General features: G+C 53.7%; 17 protein-coding genes, 1 tRNA gene and 1 pseudogene. 4 read left to right on the top strand and 15 right to left on the bottom strand.

Annotated features, from left to right (window positions below; all coding sequences use genetic code 11):
* Positions 1 to 30: 30 nt before the first annotated feature.
* A complete protein-coding gene (locus OGV93_RS10350; RefSeq protein ID WP_287109548.1) occupies positions 31 to 459 on the bottom strand; it encodes a YhbP family protein in 429 nt (142 codons plus the stop codon).
* A 43-nt stretch (positions 460 to 502) separates the two neighbouring features.
* On the opposite strand from OGV93_RS10350, the pseudogene OGV93_RS10345 reads away from it, so the two are divergent.
* A pseudogene (locus tag OGV93_RS10345) lies at positions 503 to 812 on the top strand (GIY-YIG nuclease family protein).
* Here the strand turns inward: OGV93_RS10345 and OGV93_RS10340 are convergent.
* Positions 799 to 1,302, bottom strand: a complete 504-nt coding sequence (locus tag OGV93_RS10340) for a GNAT family N-acetyltransferase (protein WP_016157563.1) — start codon at positions 1,300 to 1,302, stop codon at positions 799 to 801. The pseudogene OGV93_RS10345 and the gene OGV93_RS10340 sit on opposite strands and share 14 nt — an antisense overlap.
* Positions 1,296 to 1,820 (bottom strand): ubiquinone anaerobic biosynthesis accessory factor UbiT, encoded by a 525-nt coding sequence (gene ubiT, locus OGV93_RS10335; protein WP_016154660.1) that lies wholly within the window; start codon positions 1,818 to 1,820, stop codon positions 1,296 to 1,298. Before ubiT ends, OGV93_RS10340 begins: the two co-directional genes overlap by 7 nt.
* A 219-nt stretch (positions 1,821 to 2,039) precedes the next feature.
* Between ubiT and ubiU the strand changes: the two genes are divergently transcribed.
* The 3 genes from ubiU (at position 2,040) to OGV93_RS10320 (ending at position 5,010) form a co-directional block, all read left to right on the top strand.
* Positions 2,040 to 3,035: a ubiquinone anaerobic biosynthesis protein UbiU gene (ubiU, locus tag OGV93_RS10330; RefSeq protein WP_287109547.1), complete on the top strand. Its 996-nt coding sequence runs from the start codon at positions 2,040 to 2,042 to the stop codon at positions 3,033 to 3,035.
* Between the two features lie 8 nt (positions 3,036 to 3,043).
* Entirely contained in the window at positions 3,044 to 3,922 is an 879-nt protein-coding gene (locus OGV93_RS10325) for a U32 family peptidase (protein WP_287109546.1), read from the top strand.
* Between the two features lie 80 nt (positions 3,923 to 4,002).
* Complete coding sequence (locus OGV93_RS10320) at positions 4,003 to 5,010, top strand: luciferase-like monooxygenase (RefSeq protein ID WP_287109545.1); 1,008 nt, start codon at positions 4,003 to 4,005, stop codon at positions 5,008 to 5,010.
* Between the two features lie 89 nt (positions 5,011 to 5,099).
* On the opposite strand, the gene mtr is transcribed toward OGV93_RS10320, so the two are convergent.
* The 12 genes from mtr to OGV93_RS10260 form a co-directional block, all read right to left on the bottom strand.
* Positions 5,100 to 6,344: a tryptophan permease gene (mtr, locus tag OGV93_RS10315; RefSeq protein ID WP_016154664.1), complete on the bottom strand. Its 1,245-nt coding sequence runs from the start codon at positions 6,342 to 6,344 to the stop codon at positions 5,100 to 5,102.
* A gap of 153 nt (positions 6,345 to 6,497) precedes the next feature.
* A complete protein-coding gene (locus OGV93_RS10310; RefSeq protein ID WP_016157565.1) occupies positions 6,498 to 8,429 on the bottom strand; it encodes a DEAD/DEAH family ATP-dependent RNA helicase in 1,932 nt (643 codons plus the stop codon).
* Positions 8,422 to 8,502, bottom strand: a complete 81-nt coding sequence (gene yrbN, locus OGV93_RS10305) for a protein YrbN (RefSeq protein ID WP_010723222.1) — start codon at positions 8,500 to 8,502, stop codon at positions 8,422 to 8,424. The genes OGV93_RS10310 and yrbN overlap by 8 nt, the downstream gene beginning before the upstream one ends.
* Positions 8,503 to 8,608: 106 nt before the next feature.
* On the bottom strand, positions 8,609 to 9,493 hold the full coding sequence (gene nlpI / locus OGV93_RS10300; protein ID WP_003024982.1) for a lipoprotein NlpI: 885 nt from the start codon (positions 9,491 to 9,493) through the stop codon (positions 8,609 to 8,611).
* A 109-nt stretch (positions 9,494 to 9,602) separates the two neighbouring features.
* On the bottom strand, positions 9,603 to 11,735 hold the full coding sequence (pnp, locus tag OGV93_RS10295; protein WP_206165145.1) for a polyribonucleotide nucleotidyltransferase: 2,133 nt from the start codon (positions 11,733 to 11,735) through the stop codon (positions 9,603 to 9,605).
* A gap of 246 nt (positions 11,736 to 11,981) precedes the next feature.
* Positions 11,982 to 12,251, bottom strand: coding sequence for a 30S ribosomal protein S15 (rpsO, locus tag OGV93_RS10290; protein WP_000059465.1), 270 nt, complete (start codon positions 12,249 to 12,251; stop codon positions 11,982 to 11,984).
* 272 nt (positions 12,252 to 12,523) lie between these two features.
* Complete coding sequence (truB, locus tag OGV93_RS10285) at positions 12,524 to 13,468, bottom strand: tRNA pseudouridine(55) synthase TruB (RefSeq protein ID WP_016157566.1); 945 nt, start codon at positions 13,466 to 13,468, stop codon at positions 12,524 to 12,526.
* Complete coding sequence (gene rbfA / locus OGV93_RS10280; protein ID WP_003024988.1) at positions 13,468 to 13,872, bottom strand: 30S ribosome-binding factor RbfA; 405 nt, start codon at positions 13,870 to 13,872, stop codon at positions 13,468 to 13,470. Before rbfA ends, truB begins: the two co-directional genes overlap by 1 nt.
* A 220-nt stretch (positions 13,873 to 14,092) precedes the next feature.
* Positions 14,093 to 16,783, bottom strand: coding sequence for a translation initiation factor IF-2 (infB, locus tag OGV93_RS10275; protein WP_016154667.1), 2,691 nt, complete (start codon positions 16,781 to 16,783; stop codon positions 14,093 to 14,095).
* 24 nt (positions 16,784 to 16,807) lie between these two features.
* A complete protein-coding gene (gene nusA, locus OGV93_RS10270) occupies positions 16,808 to 18,295 on the bottom strand; it encodes a transcription termination factor NusA (protein WP_003024992.1) in 1,488 nt (495 codons plus the stop codon).
* A 28-nt stretch (positions 18,296 to 18,323) separates the two neighbouring features.
* Positions 18,324 to 18,776: a ribosome maturation factor RimP gene (gene rimP / locus OGV93_RS10265; protein ID WP_003024996.1), complete on the bottom strand. Its 453-nt coding sequence runs from the start codon at positions 18,774 to 18,776 to the stop codon at positions 18,324 to 18,326.
* A gap of 207 nt (positions 18,777 to 18,983) precedes the next feature.
* Positions 18,984 to 19,060: transfer RNA gene (locus OGV93_RS10260), tRNA-Met, on the bottom strand.
* Positions 19,061 to 19,225 lie beyond the last annotated feature (165 nt).

Genomic DNA, 19,225 nt, shown 5'->3' with positions numbered 1-19,225 from the left:
CTTCCCCTGACTCTTTAATCACTCTATTAACTATAGATCACGTTGCCAGTGCTTTTTTTTACCAAAGCCCAGCGTGTTGTCCGTGAATTTGACTTCATCCAGTCGAATCTCCCACACGGGCGCAGGCAGCATTCTGGCGACCGGGAAACGGCGGTTGTAGGCGTTACGCGCGGCTTCACTCTCCTGCCCTTCAAGACGCCGGATTTCCCCTTTAAACTGTACGCCACGAATCAGGGCGACCGTTTTGGGCTGACCATTTACCGTGCCGGCAATCGGCGCGCGCGGCCCGGACATCTGCGCATGGCGCGTTTTTTCTTCGGTCAGCACATAGAACACCATCTTCTGCGCATCAAACAGGTAAAACGCATTGGCGCACCATAATTCACCGTCATGATGTACACACCAGGTCACGACGTGCTGCTTTGCCAGCCAGCGGGTCACCGCAGTCAGTGTTTCCATTTCTGTTCTCTTTTATACTGTAGGCCTGAAAATTATCACGTCGATGGTGACAATGACACCCTGGTATCTGTACCTGATCCGTACTGCGGACAACGCCTTATACACCGGAATAACCACCGATGTGCAGCGCCGCTATAAGCAGCATCAAAGTGGGAAAGGCGCGAAGGCGCTGCGCGGAAAGGGAGAACTCACGTTGGCATTTGCGGCTCAGGTCGGCGACCGTTCGCTGGCCCTGCGCTTAGAATATCGCGTCAAACAGCTTACAAAGCGGCAGAAAGAGCGCCTTGTTGAAGGCGAAGGGCTTGAGGCACTACTGAGCAGCCTGCAAACCCCCGGCGCTTAAAAACGATTGAAGTAGTCGTGGTATTCCACAAGGCCCGTCACACCCTCCAGCGCATCGTCCGCCAGGCGATGAACCTGGAACGCGCTTTCGGTACCCGGCCAGCGGCAACGCAGGTCATGATGGGCAGCCAGCTCAAAACCAAAGCGGCTGTACAGCGCCGGATCGCCCAGCGTAACCACCGCGGCGTAACCAAACTCGTTCAGGGAATCGAGTCCTTCATAGACCAGCTGACGCGCCAGGCCCTGTCCACGGTAGTTTTCATCCACCGCGAGCGGCGCCATGCCGACCCATTGCAGGTCTTCGCCCTGGACATCGACAGGGCTGAACGCGACGTAACCCACTACCTGACCTTCGTCATCGGTAGCAACCAGACCCAGCGTTATGAAACCGTCTTCACGCAGGTCGTGCACTAATTTCGCTTCCGCATCGCTCTCAAATGAACGACGCAGCAATGCATCAATACCTGGGGCATCAATGGGAATTTCAACTCGAATCAGCATGGCTCACCTACCGAAGTCTGTTTGGTTTCTGGCGACGTTTTCATTCCCGCCTCAACAAAATCCGCCAACTGCATCAGCATGACGCGCAACGCTTTAGGCATCTGATCCAGTTCGATGGCGTCCATCAGATTTTTAACATACAGCCCTAATTCTGTATCACCTTCAATCACCAGGCGACGCTGGAAGAACAGCGTATCCGGATCCTGCTTACGCGCCGCGATCATCAGGAGATCGCTGGCATCCGCGCTAAAACTCACATCCGCCTCTGCATTCTGGCTGACGATAAGTTTATCGTTCTCAACAGAGGTATACCATTTAAGGCCAATGTCACGCACATGAATGCTCAGCCAGCGACCGTCGAGAAACTCCAGCTCCCCATCGGCCAGCGCCTGACTAAACTGCCAGCTCAGGACCTGCTCCAGAACCTGGCGCTTCAGCGCAAAGGGCGTCAGTTTAACCGGTACACTCATCAGAGAAGGACCAAAATGTACTAAGCGTGAACGCAGTTTATCCAACACGAGCTTTACTCCCTGTTTCAATTATCCTGCTATTTTGCCATATCAAATAAACGACATAGCGGCATAAATCAACAATTCGCTACGAAATTGTTACCTCTTATTGGTATCACCAATACGACTTTAACTGCCTCAAATCAAAAATTGTCTCAGCAAGGTTAACTAAAATCCCTCTTCGTTAACATTTCTGCGCCCTTTACGGCGCAACGTTCAGGATAAATTATGGAGCTGCTCTGCCCTGCCGGAAACCTCCCGGCGCTTAAGGCGGCCATCGAGAACGGCGCTGATGCGGTCTACATCGGGCTGAAAGATGATACCAACGCCCGTCATTTCGCCGGCCTTAATTTTACCGAGAAAAAATTGCAGGAAGCGGTGAGTTTTGTCCATCAGCACCGCCGTAAGCTGCACATCGCGATTAACACCTTTGCGCATCCGGATGGTTACGCGCGCTGGCAACGTGCCGTAGATATGGCGGCGCAACTGGGTGCGGATGCGCTGATCCTCGCCGACCTCGCCATGCTTGAGTATGCCGCAGAGCGCTACCCGCATATTGAGCGTCATGTCTCTGTTCAGGCATCCGCAACCAATGAAGAGGCGATTAATTTCTATCATCGCAACTTTGATGTCGCCCGCGTGGTGCTGCCGCGCGTACTGTCTATTCACCAGGTGAAGCAGCTCGCTCGCGTCACGCCAGTTCCCCTGGAAGTGTTCGCCTTTGGCAGTCTGTGCATTATGGCGGAAGGCCGCTGCTATCTTTCATCCTATCTGACGGGCGAGTCTCCTAATACGGTTGGCGCTTGCTCCCCTGCCCGTTTTGTTCGCTGGCAGCAGACCCAACAAGGGCTGGAATCCCGTCTTAATGAAGTGCTGATCGACCGTTATCAGGACGGAGAAAACGCCGGTTATCCGACGCTGTGTAAAGGCCGCTATCTGGTTGATGGCGAGCGCTATCATGCGCTGGAAGAACCCACCAGCCTGAATACGCTGGAGCTGCTGCCAGAACTGCTGGCGGCCAATATTGCCTCGGTGAAAATCGAAGGGCGTCAGCGTAGCCCGGCCTACGTCAGCCAGGTGGCGAAAGTGTGGCGCCAGGCGATCGACCACTGTATGGCCGACCCGCAAAACTACGCCCCACAGGCCGCGTGGATGGAAACGCTCGGTTCAATGTCCGAAGGCACGCAGACCACGCTTGGCGCGTATCACCGTAAATGGCAGTGAGAGAAGCAATGAAATATTCCTTAGGGCCGGTGCTGTGGTACTGGCCGAAAGAAACGCTGGAAGATTTTTATCAGCAGGCCGCCACCAGCCAGGCCGACGTTATCTATCTTGGCGAAGCGGTGTGCAGTAAACGCCGCGCCACCAAAGTAGGCGACTGGATCGATATGGCGAAATCGCTCGCTGGCAGCGGTAAACAGGTGGTGCTGTCAACGCTGGCGCTGGTGCAGGCCTCCTCTGAGCTGGGAGAACTGAAGCGCTATGTCGAAAACGGCGACTTCCTGCTGGAAGCCAGCGATCTCGGCGTGGTAAACATGTGTGCCGAGCGTAAGCTGCCGTTTGTCGCCGGGCATGCACTCAACTGCTACAACGCGGTAACCCTGCGTTTGCTGCTCAGGCAGGGCATGGTGCGCTGGTGTATGCCGGTAGAACTGTCCCGTGACTGGCTGGTCAATCTGCTTAACCAGTGTGAAGAGCTGGGTATTCGCAATCAGTTTGAAGTAGAGGTGCTGAGCTACGGGCATCTGCCGCTGGCGTACTCTGCCCGCTGCTTTACCGCACGCTCTGAAGACCGCCCAAAAGACGAGTGTGAAACCTGCTGCATCAAATACCCGAATGGGCGCGATGTGCTGTCGCAGGAGAATCAGCAGGTCTTTGTCCTCAACGGCATCCAGACCATGAGCGGCTATGTTTACAACCTCGGCAACGAGCTGACATCGATGCAGGGTCTGGTTGATATTGTGCGTCTGTCCCCTTCAGGCAGCGACACGTTCGCTATGCTCGATGCCTTCCGCGCCAATGAAAATGGCACTACCCCATTACCGCTTGCTGCCCACAGCGACTGCAACGGCTACTGGAAGCGACTGGCAGGTCTTGAACTACAGCCGTGATTAATAGCTCACTTTGTTAACAACATTCGCTAATCTTTAATGCAGTATTAAAAGATTAACCGGTAACAAAGTGAGCCGTTATGACTGACAAAACTATTCCGTTCTCGGTGCTGGATCTGGCGCCGATCCCTGAAGGATCTTCGGCAAAAGAGGCCTTCACACACTCGCTTGATCTCGCTCGACTGGCCGAAAAGCGCAGCTACCACCGCTACTGGCTGGCAGAACATCACAACATGACCGGCATCGCCAGCGCTGCAACCTCTGTGCTGATTGGCTATCTGGCTGCCAATACCACCACGCTGCATCTTGGTTCTGGCGGCGTTATGCTGCCCAACCATTCGCCGCTGGTGATCGCCGAGCAGTTTGGTACCCTGAATACGCTGTATCCGGGACGAATCGATCTCGGGCTTGGCCGCGCGCCGGGTAGCGACCAACCGACCATGCGCGCGTTGCGCCGCCATATGAGTGGTGATATCGATAACTTCCCGCGCGACGTAGCTGAACTGGTGGACTGGTTCGACGCCCGCGATCCAAATCCCCATGTACGCCCGGTTCCCGGCTACGGCGAGCAGATCCCGGTCTGGTTATTAGGCTCCAGTCTGTACAGCGCACAGCTGGCAGCCCAGCTCGGCCTACCATTTGCCTTCGCCTCGCACTTTGCTCCGGATATGTTGCATCAGGCGCTGCATCTGTATCGCACCCAGTTCAAGCCCTCAGCGCGTCTGGCAAAGCCGTATGCGATGGTGTGCATCAATATCATTGCCGCCGACAGCAATCGCGATGCCGAATTTCTTTTCACCTCAATGCAGCAGGCGTTTGTGAAACTGCGTCGTGGCGAAACCGGCCAGCTACCGCCACCGGTAGAGAATATGCATCAGCTGTGGTCCGCTTCCGAGCAGTACGGCGTACAACAGGCTCTGAGCATGTCGCTGGTTGGTGATAAGGCGAAAGTGCGACACGGTCTCGACGCCATTTTGCGTGAAACCCAGGCCGATGAAATTATGGTTAACGGCCAGATTTTTGATCATCAGGCACGGCTACATTCGTTTGACCTGGCGATGCAGGTGAAAGAAGAGTTGGTGGGGTAATCGTTGTTTTGCCCGGTGGCGCTTCGCTTACCGGGCTTACGAGACCGTATAGGCCGGATAAGGCGCAACCGCCATCCGGCACTAAAAGGTTACTGGTACACAGGCAACAAATTCACGCTCGACAGAATATGGATAACCGCGTTGCCGATACCGAATACCAGGATCAGCGCAATCATCGGCTTGCCGCCCCAGACACGGAATTTCGGGCTGCCGAAACGTTCGCGAGATTTACGGGCCAGCAGCGCCGGAACAATGGCGGCCCAGATGGTCGCGGCAAGCCCTGCATAGCCAATGGCGTACAGGAAACCGTTCGGCCACAGCAGGCCACCGACAATCGGCGGGACAAACGTCAGCAATGCCGTTTTAAAACGTCCCATTGCCGAGTCATCAAAGCCAAACAGATCCGCCAAATAGTCAAACAGACCGAGCGTGACGCCGAGGAATGAACTCGCCACCGCAAAGTTGGAGAACACCACCAGCAGCAGATCCAGACTGCGGCTGTTCAGCACGCCGCTCAGCGCCTGTACCAGCACATCAATGTTACCGCCCTGCTGCGCAATACCGATAAATTCCGGACGCGGGATGTTACCCATCGTCCCCAGCAACCATACGGTATACAGCACCAGCGCCAGCAGCGTGCCGTACACCAGGCACTTAACGATGGTCTTCGGATCTTTGCCGTAATACTTCATCAGGCTCGGGACGTTGCCGTGATAGCCGAATGAGGCCAGGCAGAACGGTAACGTCATCAGCAGGTACGGCGTATACGAAGCGTTGCTCTGCGCCACGTTAAACAGCGTAGTGGGCGTAACATGCCCCAGCAGACTGCCGAAGGTCAGGAAAAAAGTAATCACCTTCGCGCCCAGCACAATCGCCGTCATGCGGCTAACCGCTTTGGTGCTTAACCACACCACGAACGCCACCAGCAGCGCAAAACCAAGACCCGCCGCACGCGCCGGAACGTTCAGCGACATCTCCGAGAAGGTGTGATGCAGGATCGAACCACTCGCCGAGATATACGCATAGGTAAGGATATAGAGAACGAAAGCAATCGAGATGCCGTTCACAACGTTCCAGCCTTTGCCCAGCAGATCTTTCGTGATGGTGTCAAAGCTGGAACCAATGCGGTAATTGAGGTTAGCTTCCAGGATCATCAGCCCGGAGTGCAGCATGCAAAACCAGGTGAAGATCAGCGCCGCCATTGACCAGAAGAACCACGCCCCGGACATGACCACTGGCAGAGAAAACATCCCCGCGCCAATAATGGTGCCGCCGATGATCACCACGCCGCCAAGCAGCGAAGGTGACGTTTGGGTGGTGGTTAGTGTTGCCATTTAGCCATCTCTCCAGTCATTTATATTGTGACTACATTTCAATGTGCTGCACTGTACCAGTACACGAGTACAAATGAAATAAAAAAAGCCCCGATTGTTGAGATCGGGGCTGTATATTTTACTTTACGGTATTAAACCGCAATTTCGCATGGATTACGCATCACCGCCGAAACGACGACGACCAGCGGAATCATCACGACGCGGAGCAGAAGAATCGTCACGACGCGGACCGCGGTTGCCTTCACGACGTTCGCCGCTGAAACGGCGACCTTCGCTACGACCGCCTTCACGACGCTCGCCGCTGAAACCACGACCTTCGCCACGACCGCCTTCACGACGCTCACCGCTGAAACGGCCACCGCCACGACGCTCACCACCGGTGTGCGGAACTGCATCGCCAACCAGCTGCATGTTCATCGGCTTGTTCAGGATGCGAGTACGGGTAAAGTGCTGCAGCACGTCGCCCGGCATACCTTTCGGCAGCTCGATGGTTGAGTGGGAAGCAAACAGCTTGATGTTACCGATGTAACGGCTGCTGATATCGCCTTCGTTAGCAATCGCACCAACGATATGACGGACTTCAACACCGTCATCACGGCCCACTTCAATGCGGTACAGCTGCATATCGCCAACGTCACGACGTTCACGACGCGGACGGTCTTCACCACCACGGTCATTACGGTCACCACGCGGGCCACGATCGTTGCGGTCACGCGGACCACGATCGTCACGGTCGCGGAATTCGCGTTTCGGACGCATCGGCGCATCTGGCGGCAGGATCAGCGGACGTTCGCCCTGAGCCATTTTCAGCAGTGCGGCTGCCAGCGTTTCGATATCCAGTTCTTCTTCCGGCTGCATTTTCGCCAGCAGAGCACGGTACTGATCCAGATCGCTGCTTTCCAGCTGCTGCTGTACTTTAGCGGCGAATTTTTCCAGACGGCGTTTGCCCAGCAGGTCTGCGTTCGGCAGTTCTACTTCCGGAATAGTCAGCTTCATGGTGCGTTCGATGTTACGCAGCAGACGACGCTCACGGTTCTCAACGAACAGCAGCGCACGACCCGCACGGCCCGCACGACCAGTACGGCCGATACGGTGAACGTAAGATTCGGAATCCATCGGGATGTCGTAGTTAACAACCAGGCTGATACGCTCAACGTCCAGGCCACGGGCCGCAACGTCGGTAGCAATCAGAATATCCAGACGGCCATCTTTCAGACGCTCCAGAGTCTGCTCACGCAGGGACTGGTTCATGTCGCCGTTCAGTGCAGCGCTGCTATAACCGCTACGCTCCAGCGCTTCTGCCACTTCCAGGGTCGCATTTTTGGTACGAACGAAGATAATCGCCGCATCAAAGTCTTCTGCTTCCAGGAAACGCACCAGCGCTTCATTTTTACGCATGCCCCAGACGGTCCAGTAGCTCTGGCTGATGTCAGGACGGGTAGTTACGCTGGACTGAATGCGTACTTCCTGCGGCTCTTTCATAAAGCGGCGGGTAATACGACGAATCGCTTCCGGCATAGTCGCGGAGAACAGAGCGGTCTGATGACCTTCCGGGATCTGCGCCATGATGGTTTCAACGTCTTCGATGAAGCCCATACGCAGCATTTCATCAGCTTCGTCCAGTACCAGACCGCTCAGTTTGGAGAGGTCCAGAGTACCGCGCTTCAGGTGATCCAGCAGACGGCCCGGCGTACCGACAACGATCTGTGGTCCCTGACGCAGGGCACGTAATTGCACGTCATAACGCTGGCCGCCGTACAGGGCAACCACGTTCACGCCGCGCATGTGTTTAGAAAAATCCGTCATGGCTTCTGCAACCTGAACCGCCAGTTCGCGGGTCGGTGCCAGCACCAGAATCTGAGGTGCCTTCAGCTCAGGATCAAGATTGTTGAGCAGCGGTAAAGAGAACGCTGCAGTTTTGCCGCTACCCGTCTGGGCCATACCCAGAACATCGCGGCCGCCCAGCAGATGCGGAATGCACTCTGCCTGGATTGGAGATGGTTTTTCGTAACCCAGATCGGTAAGGGCTTCAAGGATAGGAGCCTTCAGGCCCAGATCTGCAAAAGTGGTTTCGAATTCAGCCATGTAGTACGTGTGCCTCAAAATTAATGGCGGCCAGTCTACATAACTCATCATGAAATTGATCTGCAATTTTCATTGAAAAGTGTGAACCGGCTCAAAGTAGGTGTATTAACGAACAACAACGCCCTCACCCGTGAAGGTGATGGCAATCAAAAAAGATTACGGGCTGATGTGTACGTCAGCTATTGCTGGTCCGATTCTGCCAGGTCATCTTGGTCCTGGCCCAGGAGCGATAATTCCAACAATGCGTATCGGTGCTCAACAAAGTTATGAACGTTGTTAGCCACCGCCAGTTTGAACAATGCCGTAGCGTTGTCCAAATCCCCCAGACTTAGGTAGTACTTACCTAAATAGAAGTTGGTTTCACTGAGATGCTCAGCGAGCGAGGTGTTATCCGTTGCGTCCGCCTTTAGGCGTTCCATCAGCGTTGCTTCGCTAATGTTGCCCAGGTAGAACTCGACAATGTTCCATCCCCATTGCTCTTTATCCGATTTCTCAAAGCGTTGCTTTAACGCTTCTTTAGCCTGCTTCTCATCGAGCTTCTGCTCGGCGAGATAAAGCCACAGACTACGGAAAGGATCATTGGGATCGTCTTGATAAAACGCTAGCAGATCATCTTGCGCTAACTTGTCGCGACCGCCGTAATACAATGCGATACCGCGATTTAAGTGCGCGTAGTTGTAAGTTGGATCAAGCTCAAGTACAGAATCAAACGCTTCATAGGCAGCATCAAAATTGCCTGCCTGCGTTAAATATATACCTAAGTAATTGAATACTTCAGGCATATCTGGTCGGATTGCCAGCGCTTGTGAAAAATCATTTCGCGCCAGTGCCCTCAGACCGAGACTATCATACAACACTCCGCGCTCATATAAAAGCTGTGCGCGTTCGTCATCGGTTAAAGCCCGACTGGCAAGAATTTGTTCCATACGTGCCAGAATCACTTCCTGCTGCAAAGTCGGTTGCAATGGTACTGCGAGGACTTCACTCTTACGCCAGGCGGAATTACTGCATCCAGCCAGCGTGAGTGCTGTCGCAACGAAACACCAGCGCAAAAAAGGCTTCATTTCCCACTCCCGAAGACAACGATTGAATGAACGTCCAGGTTCCCCGGTTGCTAACAAGGCGTCCTGCCGGGTTAAAAGCCCTCCGCTTTCACGGAGGGCAATGGCAACCTTACTCGCCCTGGCTTGCCGGAGCTTCCGGTTCGCCTGCAGGCTGAGACTGCTCAGTTGCTTCTTTAATGCTCAGACGTACACGGCCCTGGCGATCTACTTCCAGAACTTTGACCGGTACTTCCTGGCCCATCTGCAGGTAATCGGTCACTTTCTCAACGCGTTTGTCAGCGATCTGAGAGATGTGTACCAGACCTTCTTTACCGCCACCGATGGCAACGAATGCGCCAAAGTCAACGATACGGGTCACTTTACCATTGTAGATACGGCCTACTTCGATCTCTGCGGTGATCTCTTCGATACGACGGATAGCATATTTCGCTTTCTCGCCGTCGGTCGCAGCAATCTTCACAGTACCATCATCTTCAATTTCAATGGTGGTGCCGGTTTCTTCGGTCAGAGCACGGATAACAGAACCGCCTTTACCGATAACGTCTTTGATCTTGTCCGGGCTGATCTTGATGGTGTGGATACGCGGAGCGAACTGAGAAATGTCACCACGCGGTGCGTTGATCGCTTGTTCCATCACACCCAGGATGTGCAGACGCGCACCTTTAGCCTGGTTCAGAGCAACCTGCATGATCTCTTTGGTGATACCTTCAATTTTGATATCCATCTGCAGTGCAGAGATACCGTCGCGGGAACCCGCCACTTTGAAGTCCATATCGCCCAGGTGGTCTTCGTCGCCCAGGATGTCAGACAGAACAACAAAGTTGTCGCCTTCTTTCACCAGACCCATCGCGATACCCGCAACGGCAGCTTTGATCGGCACGCCTGCGTCCATCAGCGCCAGAGAAGCACCACATACGGAAGCCATGGAAGAAGAACCGTTAGATTCGGTGATTTCCGAAACCACACGTACGGTGTACGGGAATTTATCCAGTTCCGGCATCACTGCCAGTACGCCACGCTTCGCCAGACGACCGTGACCAATCTCACGACGCTTCGGAGAACCGACCATACCGGTTTCACCTACGCAGTACGGAGGGAAGTTGTAGTGGAACAGGAAGTTGTCAGTACGCTCGCCCATCAGCTCGTCAAGGTTCTGCGCATCACGAGTGGTGCCCAGGGTCGCAGTAACCAGCGCCTGAGTTTCGCCACGGGTGAACAGTGCGGAACCGTGGGTACGCGGCAGAACACCAGTACGCACGTCCAGACCACGGATCATGTCTTTTTCACGACCATCGATACGCGGCTCGCCTGCCAGTACGCGGCTGCGAACAACATTTTTCTCGATAGCGTGCAGGATTTCACCCAGTTCGTTAGCGTCCAGGGTTTCGTCTTCAGCCACCAGAGTCGCGATGGTTTCAGATTTGATCACGTCAACCTGAGCGTAACGCTCTTGTTTGTCGGTGATACGGTAAGCATCGCTCAGGCGAGCTTCTGCCAGTGCGGCAACGCGTGCGTTCAGCGCTTCGTTGACGGCTTCTGGCTGCCAGTCCCAACGCGGTTTACCAGCGTCTTTCGCCAGCTCGTTGATAGCCTGAATAACAACCTGCTGCTGTTCGTGGCCGAATACTACAGCGCCCAGCATCTGGTCTTCGCTCAGCAGTTCAGCTTCGGATTCAACCATCAGTACAGCAGCTTCAGTACCAGCAACAACCAGGTCCAGCTTGCTTTCTTTCAGTTCGTCCTGAGTCGGGTTCAGTACGTACTGGTCATTGATGTAACCAACACGTGCAGCACCGATCGGGCCGTTGAATGGGATGCCAGACAGAGTCAACGCAGCAGATGCACCAATCATTGCCACGATATCCGGGTTAACCTGCGGGTTAACGGAAACAACGGTCGCGATAACCTGAACTTCGTTAACGAAGCCTTCCGGGAACAGCGGGCGAACCGGGCGGTCAATCAGACGCGCGATCAGAGTTTCGCCTTCACTCGGACGGCCTTCACGACGGAAGAAGCTACCCGGGATACGGCCAGCAGCGTAGGTACGCTCCTGATAGTTAACGGTCAGTGGGAAAAAGTCCTGGCCTGGTTTCGCTTTTTTCTGGCCAACAACGGTAACGAATACCGCAGTGTCATCCATGCTAACCATAACAGCGGCAGTCGCCTGACGCGCCATCATGCCGGTTTCCAGCGTAACGGTATGCTGACCGTACTGGAATTTACGAACGATCGGATTAAGCAAATTAATATCCTTTCTCTATTTTTTGACGGCACATTTTTGCGCCATCGTTAATACCCGATCTTCTGCGCATCCTCGCGACTAATGACAACCCTAACCCATAAGCATGAGTAAAGCCTCTCATTAGCCGCGCGAACCTCTGCAACGGAAGATCATTCATAGCAACAATACATTAGTTTCCAGCGAATTGCTGCCATCTGCTGGAAAAAAGGGGCCATGAAGGCCCCCTCTTTCTGAAACTCGAAAGAATTAGCGACGCAGACCCAGACGCTCGATCAGCGCGGTGTAACGTGCAACATCTTTACGTTTCAGGTAGTCGAGCAGTTTACGACGCTGAGAAACCATGCGCAGCAGACCACGACGGCTGTGGTGATCTTTTTTGTGCTCTGCAAAGTGGCCCTGCAGGTGGTTAATCTGTGCAGTCAACAGAGCAACCTGAACATCGGTAGAACCGGTGTCGTTTGCATCACGACCAAACTCAGAAACGATTTTAGCGGTAGCTTCAGTACTTAGAGACATTTTAAAACTCCAAAGTGTTAAGAATGAAAGGATGCCGATCTCTAATTCAGCTATCCCAGTGTATACACGCCTTCTTCAAACTGACCCTGCGCTGGCTGTGTCCGCTCACCTCGGTCACTTACCTGAGTAAGCTCCTGAGGATCCTCAGACCTGCCGCCTTGATGCAGCTCGAATGATTTTGTGTACACGCCACGCAGATTGTTAAACAATTTACGCGACGTTAAGCGGCAGTATTCTACTCGCAGCGCCCTTTTATCGCAAGACAGAGAGCGCTATGCAGGATACTCAACCACCAGGCGACGAGGGGCGACACGACCTTCATCGTCCATCTCCCCCATGCCGATAAACTTGCCGTCATCGCCTTCCGTCACGCGCACCAGCCCTTCAAGCGGCGCACCTGACGTCCGTACCGGGTTACCATTTTTAAAGTAAACCGAGGATGTTAAAGGCAAATTAACAACAGGGTAGTCCGATGCAGGACTGTCCATTGGCATCAGCAAAGGATCAAGCAGCTGCGCCGCCGGAATGTTCTGCTGTTCGGCCTGTTCAACCAGCGCATGCAGATGTTCCAGCGTAACCATACGATCCACCGGATACTTGCTGACCGTCAGACGACGCAGATACGTTACGTGCGCGCCGCAGCCCAGCTTCTCACCGAGATCGTCAACGATGGTGCGAATATAAGTGCCTTTGGAGCAGTGAACTTCCAGCTCCAGCTCGTTACCTTCGTGGCGAATAAACAGCAGCTCATAGACGGTAATCGGGCGCGCTTCACGCGGCACTTCAATGCCCTGACGCGCATATTCGTACAGCTTTTTACCCTGGTACTTCAGTGCCGAATACATTGACGGAATCTGCTCGATATCGCCGCGGAAAGTCTCCAGCGCGCTGGCAAGCTGCTCTGCGCTGAAGGTTACCGGACGCTCCTGCACGATTTGCCCATCGGCATCGGAGGTGTCGGTACGCTGGCCCAGACGGGCAACCACACGATAGCGTTTGTCAGAATCCAGCAAATACTGGGAAAACTTAGTCGCTTCACCGAGGCAGATAGGCAGCATGCCTGTCGCCAGCGGATCCAACGCGCCGGTATGTCCCGCGCGGTTGGCATTGTAGATGCGCTTTACTTTTTGCAGTACGTCATTGCTGGACATGCCCTGCGGCTTATCCAGCAGCAGAACACCGTGAATGTCGCGACCACGACGACGAGGACGACTCATCAGTCCTCCTTGCTGTCGTCCGCTGGGTTCACACGACGCTCATCGTCATGTTTCACCACGCTGGTCACCAGGTTGGACATGCGCATCCCTTCAACTAACGAATTGTCGTAGAAAAAGGTCAGCTCAGGCACGATACGCAGACGCATTGCTTTACCCAGCAGAGAGCGGATAAAACCAGAGGCTTCCTGCAGTGCCTTAATGCCGTTTTTCACGGCAGCTTCGTCCTGATCGTTAAGGAAAGTCACGAACACTTTAGCGTATGCCAGGTCACGGGACATCTCAACACCCGATACGGTGGTCATCATACCAACACGCGGGTCTTTGATTTCGCGCTGCAGGATGAGTGCGATTTCTTTCTGCATCTCCTGCGCGACACGCTGTGGGCGACCAAATTCTTTCGCCATAATAAATTCTCCAGAATAAAGACAAAAAAGGGGCCATAAGCCCCTTTTTAAATTTCTTGCCGGGTGGCGCTTCGCTTCCCCAGCCTACACTTAATCATCTTCTAAGGATTTTGGGTTGCAGCAAGGCGGCAAACTCGTAAATCCCCGGGAGCATAGATAACTATGTGACCGGGGTGATCGAGCGCAGCTAACGCAGTTGCGGCCCAAAAGACGACGAAGATTATGCGATGGTACGTTTGATCTCGATAATCTCGAACACTTCGATCATATCGCCAACGCGAACGTCGTTGTAGTTCTTAACGCCGATACCACATTCCATGCCGTTACGGACTTCGTTGACGTCATCCTTGAAGCGGCGCAGGGATTCCAGCTCGCCTTCATAGATAACCACGTTGTCGCGCAGTACGCGGATTGGGTTGTGACGTTTAATCGTGCCTTCGGTAACCATACAGCCTGCGATAGCGCCGAATTTCGGTGATTTGAACACATCACGAACTTCAGCCAGACCAATGATCTGCTGTTTCAGTTCCGGAGACAGCATGCCGCTCATCGCTGCTTTCACTTCGTCGATCAGATGATAGATGACGGAGTAGTAACGCAGATCCAGGCTTTCTGATTCGATAACTTTACGTGCAGAGGCATCAGCACGGACGTTGAAGCCAACCAGAATCGCGTTGGATGCCGCAGCCAGGGTCGCGTCGGTTTCGGTGATACCACCTACGCCAGAACCGATAATCTTCACTTTTACTTCGTCGGTAGACAGTTTCAGTAAAGAGTCGGAAATCGCTTCTACAGAACCCTGAACATCGGCCTTCAGAACGATGTTCACTTCGTGAACTTCGCCTTCGGTCATGTTGGCGAACATGTTCTCCAGTTTAGATTTCTGCTGACGAGCCAGTTTAACTTCACGGAATTTGCCCTGACGGTACAGTGCAACTTCACGGGCTTTCTTCTCGTCACGAACAACGGTAACTTCGTCACCCGCAGCCGGAACACCGGACAGACCCAGGATTTCCACCGGAATAGACGGACCCGCTTCCAGTACTTCCTGACCCAGTTCGTTACGCATCGCACGAACGCGGCCGTATTCGAAACCACACAGTACGATGTCGCCTTTGTTCAGCGTACCTTCACGTACCAGCACGGTAGCAACCGGACCACGACCTTTATCCAGGAAGGATTCGATAACCGCACCGCTCGCCATACCTTTACGCACAGCTTTCAGTTCCAGTACTTCGGCCTGCAGCAGGATAGCATCCAGCAGTTCGTCAATACCGGTACCCGCTTTCGCAGAAACGTGGACGAACTGGCTCTCGCCGCCCCAATCTTCCGGCATGATGCCGTACTGGGACAGTTCGTTTTTAACGCGATCTGGATCCGCTTCTGGTTTATCGATTTTGTTGACTGCAACCACTACCGGCACACCTGCCGCTTTCGCGTGCTGGATAGCTTCGATAGTCTGCGGCATCACGCCGTCATCTGCTGCAACAACCAGAACAACGATATCCGTTGCCTGAGCACCGCGAGCACGCATGGAGGTAAACGCGGCGTGACCCGGGGTATCCAGGAAGGTGATCATACCGTTGTCAGTTTCAACATGGTACGCACCGATGTGCTGAGTAATGCCGCCCGCTTCGCCAGAGGCAACTTTCGTGGAGCGAATGTAGTCCAGCAGAGACGTTTTACCGTGGTCAACGTGACCCATGATGGTCACTACCGGTGCGCGCGGTTCTGCCGCAGCGCCGGTGTCACGGTCGCTCATTACTGCTTCTTCCAGCTCGTTTTCACGACGCAGGATAACTTTGTGGCCCATCTCTTCGGCAACCAGCTGTGCGGTTTCCTGGTCGATGACCTGGTTAATGGTCGCCATTGCGCCCAGCTTCATCATCGCTTTGATGACCTGAGAACCTTTGACTGCCATCTTGTTCGCCAGATCGCCAACGGTGATGGTTTCGCCGATCACAACGTCACGGTTAACGGCCTGAGCCGGCTTCTGGAAGCCCTGCTGCAGAGCGGAACCTTTACGCTGCTTACCGCCTTTACCGCCGCGAACCGCTGCACGCGCTTCTTCACGGTCAGCTTTAGATTCAGCGTGTTTGTTACCTTTCTTCGCCGGACGCGCTGCTTTCGTGCTGCGAGTACGACCACGACCGCCTTCTACTTCGCGATCGTTCTCGTCTTCTGCCTGGCGAGCATGCTGAGAGGTGGTGACGTGATAATCGCTGGTATCTTCAACAGGTTCAGCGTTATTCACACCATTCTTCTCGTTTTCTTCCGCCATACGGCGAGCTTCTTCCGCTACGCGGCGCGCTTCTTCTTCAAGCTTGCGACGTGCTTCTTCTTCCGCTTTACGCTTCAGTTCTGCGGCTTCATTTTCACGGCGGGCTTTTTCGGCCTGGGCGGTTTTAGTCATATCGTCGGTCTGTTGATTGCTCACTTTGTCTTTTTCCGCAGCTTCACGTTTCGCTTTATCAGCGGCTTCACGCTTAGCTTGTTCTGCGGCCTCACGTTCGGCTTTTTGTTGCGCCTCGCGTTTGGCAGCTTCTTCTGCCTCACGACGGGCTTGCTCTTCCGCTTCACGCTGCGCCTGCTCTTCCGCGGCAAGGCGTTCAGCCTCTTGCGGATCGCGTTTCACAAAGGTGCGTGTCTTGCGGACTTCGATTTGTACCGATTTGCTTTTTCCACCGGTACCTGGAATATTGAGAGTACTGCGCGTTTTACGCTGCAATGTCAACTTATCGGGCGCTGAGCCGTTTTCACGGTTCAGATGCGCCAGTAAGGTTTGTTTCTCTTGTGCGGACACAGAGTCGTCAGCAGACTTCGGGATACCTGCATCAGCAAATTGCTGTACCAGGCGATCCACGGAGGTCTGTATCTCTGCAGCCAGCGTTTTTACGGTTACATCTGTCATACTGTTCCTTCCTGCTACAGTTTATTACGCTTCGTCGCCGAACCAGCAAATATTACGGGCAGCCATAATCAGCTCACCGGCTTTTTCGTCGGTCAACCCTTCGATATCAGCCAGATCATCAATGCCCTGTTCAGCGAGATCTTCCAGCGTACAAACACCACGGGCAGCCAGTTTGAAAGCCATCTCACGATCCAATCCTTCCAGATTCAGCAGATCGTCAGCCGGTTTGTTATCACCGAGACTTTCTTCCTGGGCCAGTGCCAGAGTGGTCAGTGCGTTTTTAGCACGCTCGCGCAGCGCTTCAACGGTCTGTTCATCCAGGCCGTCAATTTCCAGCAGCTCTTTCATTGGCACGTAGGCCAGTTCTTCCAGCGTCGCAAAACCTTCTTCTACCAGAACCGTCGCGAAATCTTCATCGATATCGAGATATTTGGTGAAGGTATCAATGGCTGCATGTGCTTCAGCCTGATGCTTCGCCTGCAGGTCATCAACGGTCATCACGTTGAGTTCCCAACCGCTCAGTTGTGAAGCCAGGCGGACGTTCTGACCATTACGTCCAATCGCCTGAGCCAGGTTACCGGCTTCAACCGCGATATCCATGGTGTGTTTGTCTTCATCCACCACGATAGAAGCGACGTCTGCTGGCGCCATTGCGTTAATCACGAACTGCGCCGGGTTATCATCCCACAGGACGATATCGATACGCTCGCCGCCCAGTTCAGTAGAAACCGCCTGAACGCGCGCACCGCGCATACCCACACAGGCGCCGACCGGATCAATACGCTTGTCGTTGGTCTTAACGGCGATTTTCGCACGTGAACCCGGATCGCGAGCAGCCGCTTTAATTTCGATCACTTCTTCGCCAATTTCCGGCACTTCAATGCGGAACAGCTCTATCAGCATTTCCGGTTTGGAACGGGTTACGAACAGCTGGGCACCGCGCGCTTCCGGGCGTACAGAGTAAAGAACGCCACGGATACGGTCGCCTGGGCGGAAGTTTTCACGCGGCAGCATGTCTTCACGCAGGATCACGGCTTCAGCATTGCTGCCCAGATCCAGAGAAATGTTGTCGCGGTTAACTTTCTTCACCACACCGGTGACGATTTCGCCTTCGTGTTCGCGGAACTGATCGACAACCATTGCGCGTTCGGCTTCACGTACTTTCTGTACGATAACCTGTTTCGCGGTCTGGGTGGTGATACGGTCAAAGGTGACAGATTCAATCTGATCTTCAACATATTCGCCCACGTTCAGGCTTTCGTCTTCGAAGCGTGCCGCTTCCAGCGTAATTTCTTTGGTCGGCTGAGTAACTTCTTCTACGATTACCCAACGACGGAAGGTATCGAAATCACCGCTTTTACGATCGATTTCTACGCGAACGTCGATCTCTTGCTCATATTTTTTCTTTGTTGCTGTAGCCAGCGCACTTTCCAGCGCTTCAAAAATTTTCTCGCGTGGCAGCGCTTTTTCGTTGGATACGGCTTCAACAACAGCCAAAATTTCTTTGTTCATCGCGGGCTTTTCACCTCAATCCAGACTGTTAAAAGTGGGGAACCAGGTTCGCCTTCTGGATATTACTCAGCGCGAACACTTCATCTTTACCTTCGACTGTGACCGTGATCATCTCACCATCCACCGCTTTGATAACGCCCTGCCATTTACGACGGTTTTGTACCGCCATACGAAGAACCAGCGTCACTTCTTCACCCAGGAAACGCACGTAGTGTTCAGCTGTGAACAGAGGACGGTCGAGACCCGGAGAGGAGACTTCCAGGTTGTAGGCAACGGTGATTGGGTCTTCGACATCCATCACGGCGCTTACCTGATGGCTCACATCAGCACAATCATCAACATTGATGCCATCTTCACTATCAATATAGATGCGCAGTGTGGATGTGCGACCACGAATAAATTCGATGCCGACCAACTCGTAGCCCAGGGCTTCAACTGGCGCTGTAATCATCTCTGTTAATTTTTGCTCTAATGTGGACAAGCCCACCCCCAAGACATAAAAAAAGGGCCTAAAGCCCAGTTATTCTGTAGTCAGATAACAAAAAACCCCGATAAATCGGGGCTTTATATAACTGAACCCTATAACCGCACCTGCGGTTCGGAAAACCTTCCGAAAGAATTTTTTTCAAATCCAGCTACGAAGGCCTAAGTCTTCACAGTATATTTGAAAAAGAACTCTAAGGGAAAGTGGTTGCGGGGGCCGGATTTGAACCGACGACCTTCGGGTTATGAGCCCGACGAGCTACCAGGCTGCTCCACCCCGCGCCTGAAACGTGGCAAATTTTACTCGTTTTGGGTAAAAAATGCAAATACTGCTGGGATTTGGTACCGAGGACGGGACGTAAAATCTGCGCACAGTATATTGATTCACTATGCGGTATGTCAACCTTGTTACGACTATGCAAATCAATGAATGCTGCCCAGCGAATA

Source organism: Citrobacter sp. Cb031 (assembly GCF_030336725.1).
Lineage (GTDB): Bacteria > Pseudomonadota > Gammaproteobacteria > Enterobacterales > Enterobacteriaceae > Citrobacter > Citrobacter braakii.
Note: the sequence above shows the minus strand (reverse complement) of the source record. Positions and strands in the feature narration are given on the sequence as shown.

Bases quoted from the DNA above. Each gene is read 5' to 3' on its own strand.
- nlpI (WP_003024982.1), bottom strand. From the start codon at position 9,493: ATGAAGCCTTTTTTGCGCTGGTGTTTCGTTGCGACAGCACTCACGCTG.
- yrbN (WP_010723222.1), bottom strand. From the start codon at position 8,502: ATGAAAATTGCAGATCAATTTCATGATGAGTTATGTAGACTGGCCGCC.
- ubiU (WP_287109547.1), top strand. From the start codon at position 2,040: ATGGAGCTGCTCTGCCCTGCCGGAAACCTCCCGGCGCTTAAGGCGGCC.
- rbfA (WP_003024988.1), bottom strand. From the start codon at position 13,872: ATGGCGAAAGAATTTGGTCGCCCACAGCGTGTCGCGCAGGAGATGCAG.
- nusA (WP_003024992.1), bottom strand. From the start codon at position 18,295: ATGAACAAAGAAATTTTGGCTGTTGTTGAAGCCGTATCCAACGAAAAA.
- infB (WP_016154667.1), bottom strand. From the start codon at position 16,783: ATGACAGATGTAACCGTAAAAACGCTGGCTGCAGAGATACAGACCTCC.
- rpsO (WP_000059465.1), bottom strand. From the start codon at position 12,251: ATGTCTCTAAGTACTGAAGCTACCGCTAAAATCGTTTCTGAGTTTGGT.
- OGV93_RS10350 (WP_287109548.1), bottom strand. From the start codon at position 459: ATGGAAACACTGACTGCGGTGACCCGCTGGCTGGCAAAGCAGCACGTC.
- OGV93_RS10325 (WP_287109546.1), top strand. From the start codon at position 3,044: ATGAAATATTCCTTAGGGCCGGTGCTGTGGTACTGGCCGAAAGAAACG.
- OGV93_RS10310 (WP_016157565.1), bottom strand. From the start codon at position 8,429: ATGGCTGAATTCGAAACCACTTTTGCAGATCTGGGCCTGAAGGCTCCT.
- mtr (WP_016154664.1), bottom strand. From the start codon at position 6,344: ATGGCAACACTAACCACCACCCAAACGTCACCTTCGCTGCTTGGCGGC.
- truB (WP_016157566.1), bottom strand. From the start codon at position 13,468: ATGAGTCGTCCTCGTCGTCGTGGTCGCGACATTCACGGTGTTCTGCTG.
- OGV93_RS10320 (WP_287109545.1), top strand. From the start codon at position 4,003: ATGACTGACAAAACTATTCCGTTCTCGGTGCTGGATCTGGCGCCGATC.
- OGV93_RS10340 (WP_016157563.1), bottom strand. From the start codon at position 1,302: ATGCTGATTCGAGTTGAAATTCCCATTGATGCCCCAGGTATTGATGCA.